General features: G+C 54.4%; 1 protein-coding gene. It reads right to left on the reverse strand.

Features of this window, described 5'->3' with window-relative positions:
• A partial coding sequence (locus B5G37_RS14125) for a SpaA isopeptide-forming pilin-related protein (RefSeq protein ID WP_143482985.1) occupies positions 1 to 3179 on the reverse strand: 3179 nt, incomplete at its 3' end.
• Positions 3180 to 3253 lie beyond the last annotated feature (74 nt).

Consider the following 3253-nt stretch of genomic DNA (forward strand, 5'->3'; position numbering starts at 1 on the left):
CCGCCCACCATCCAATAGCTTCGCCCTCCGTCTCCACCGGTGATGGGGGGCTGGGTGGGCTTGTAGTTCATGAGATAGTACGTGCCGTTGTCCGCAACCACACCAGGGGTTTGGGATGTCGCTTCCTCCACCGCTAGGATGGTGAAGCTGCCCACGTTGTTCGTGATGGTCACTTCCACATTCCACTGTCCCTTGGGCAGCTGGAACCCTCCCGGGGCCTTGGTCTCCACCAAGCGATAGTGTCCCGCCTCCAGGTTGGAGAAGGTCACAAGGCCTTGATCTCCCGAGATTTGCTTCCCCGCAGCCTTCCAATCGTTGCCCAGGTTTTGGGTATCCAACAAGCTGCCGGACACACCATCCCAGTTGGTTCCGGTATACCGGTAGAGGGCAAATTCTGCGCCCCTCAAATAGTCGTCCTCCGTCACTTGGGTGGGATCAAATCCAGTGCCGTCCACCTTGGTGAAGGCCACATTTGTATAGGGGATGGCGTAGATATTGGTAAATGCGGCCGTGGAAGCCCCTCCCACGGTTCCTGTGGTGGTATCAGTCTGAGTCTTGCCCACCCAAGGGGTGTAATTGGCCACCGGTGTCTCCTTGACGGTGTAGGTGGCCGTGCGGGGCAAGCCCTGGATGGTGATGGTCTGGCCATGCTTGAGGGTGATGGTACCCTTTCCGCTGGTATCCAGGGTCAGGCTTCCAGCTTCCGGGGCTACTACACTGTTTTCATACCCCTGGAGTACCCCACCAGTGTAGGTGTAGGTGCCAGTGAGGGGGGCGTTGTTGTTTGTACAAGTGACGGTGAAGGTGAACTCCTGGTTCAAGTTTGCCCCCGTTCCCTCCACCTCCTTGGACACGGTGAGGGAGCCGGTGGACAGCGGGGCCGTCAGTTTGCCGTTGGCGCCCAGCTGCAACTGCACCTGTCCACTGTTGTTGTGGTCGGGATAGCGGAAGGTGGCCGCGGTGTTGGTGAGGTTCTCTCCCTGCCCTTTCTTCACCACCGCGTCGGACAGGCCACGCAAGGTACCCTTGGTGATGTACAGCTGCCCAGTTACTTCATCGGTCTTGATTCTGGTTTGGGCATAGTCCCCCAGGTAGCACGTTACATTCTGCTTCTGAAGGGTGGCAGATCCTCCGTCTTCTACTGCCTGATAGTACTCCACGGGATAGTAGAGAATCTGGTCGTTTCGGTTTGCTTCCGTTGCCAGTTTGGTACAACCCTCATCGGTGTACAAAGGCACATCCTCCTGGAACACGTAAAAGGCGTTGTTGGAGGCAGGGGTGAAGGTCACGTTGGCATCCCCCACCGTGAGGGTCTCGCCGGTGGCACTCATGGTATTCTTGCTGTATCGGTTGGAGTAGAAGTTTACCGTGCCGTCGGGGTTGCTGTTGGCCTGGATGTACTCTGGGCTGACCACATCGGTGTTCACCGTGCCGTCGGGGTTGAGCACACCGTCCCGGAGACTGACGGTGTAGAAGAGGCGCATGGGATCTCTTATGTTATCCATTACACGATCCGTCACAGTTTGTGTTACCCCCTCCCCACTCACCTCTAGGTATGTCAGAATATTAGCCCGCATGGGAAGCAAGGCGGCCGGGACTTCCACTGTTAAGGTCTGGTTTCCATCGGCGTTTGTGGTTACCGTGGTACAGATATCCATCAAACGCTGTGCTCCATACGCTGGGGTCCACGGATAGCCAAAGAATCGATACTCGGTAACCCCCTCCGATATTTTAGTTTCATCGGGATAGGTATAGGGATAAGCGCCATACCACAGTAGACAGACACCCGTCACCTCCATATACTCTCCAATATCATCTGTGTAGGTGACATAACCGCTCGTGGTGGGATCTCCTTCCACCTCCGTAGGGGATGACAAAGCAACCGAAAATTCCTCTATAATCTGTTGAAATGCGGCGGAAATCTCGCTGGCATCTTCGACAGAAAGATAGTCGTCGTTGTAGTGCAACGAAGTGATATCATCCTCCGCAGGTGGGTGCGTAAAGGTATACTTTTCGCCCCAGGGTCCTACCTCCACACCTTCTGGGTTTGTAAGGTACGTCTGCCAGTCCTCCCACATCTGCCTCCCATAATAATTATCACTTGTCTCTTTCAGATTACCTTTGGGGTCTAGTGTCACTTCTGCTAGCGGCTCAGGGTCTCCAGTACTTGTCTTCTCTATTTCCACACCTACGGTGTACACCTGCATGTCCACATCGTAATAGCTGTTCACTTTCTGTTTTTGATAGGCTGCGTTCATAATAGCCTTAAAGGCTTGCAACCCGGTCGTGTCAGCATACCCTTTGCCTTCCACACCACTTGGATCCCACCAGACACTGTCATTACTTCCAGCGCACGTAGGCTCACCGTCGGACATGAGCATCAGGGCGGGGTACCGCTGCTGTCCATCCTCTGTTTTCGTAGTTGCCTCTCGGAGCATGTCCATACCAGTGTCTATGGCCATGTGGATGTTGGTCCATCCATAAACGTCCTGGTAACCACTAATCAGCTTGTTTTCATCAGAAATAGCACTCACATACAGATGTTGCTTATACTCTCCATTGGGGTCTTTGTCAGTCTGTTGTTCCAACCAAAAAAAGCTATCCCGCTCTGCTGCCTTTTTATACCGCCCTAGAGGAAGCAAAGTTGTAGCCTCGGTACTGAACACCACCACCCCCACTCGGGTATTGGGGTTGCCGGCCAGCAAGGTCTCCACCGTCTCATTCAGGGCCTTTACCGTCTCTTGAATCCGGTTATGCCTCAGCATGGTACTGGAGATGTCAATGACCAACACCACGTCCAGAGGCACCAGAGACTGGCCGCTCACCGCCGTGGCTGCCGTGTGCAGAGAGTACCCCACCAGAAAATCTTCTTCTCCAATGTTGACCACGTATTGCTTCGCTTCGCCTGTCGGATTCGGTATTACCACATCGCTATTTGACACCCACTTATCCGCCCACACCCGACCCGAGTACTGGGTGGACAGAGAATTGCCCAGGTACTCCTCATAGTCAAATGCCTTAATGCTATCCACCACCCGGGTGTCCTCTGGCTGCGTGGCTCCCGGCTCCTCTGCCCACACCGGACCCACAGCCTGAGCCAGCATGACACCGATCAGCACCAGACCCATCAGGGGTTTCCATCCCCGCCATCCGCGGCCCTTACGCCTTGTCATCTTCATCCGCCCTTTCTCTCTCGCCTATGGGACGAAATGAATATTTTGTCCCATGGAAAACTGAACAAAGATTAAGAATA

Origin of the sequence: Pseudoflavonifractor sp. An85 (assembly GCF_002161235.1) — a bacterium.
In the GTDB taxonomy this organism is placed as follows: domain Bacteria; phylum Bacillota; class Clostridia; order Oscillospirales; family Oscillospiraceae; genus Enterenecus.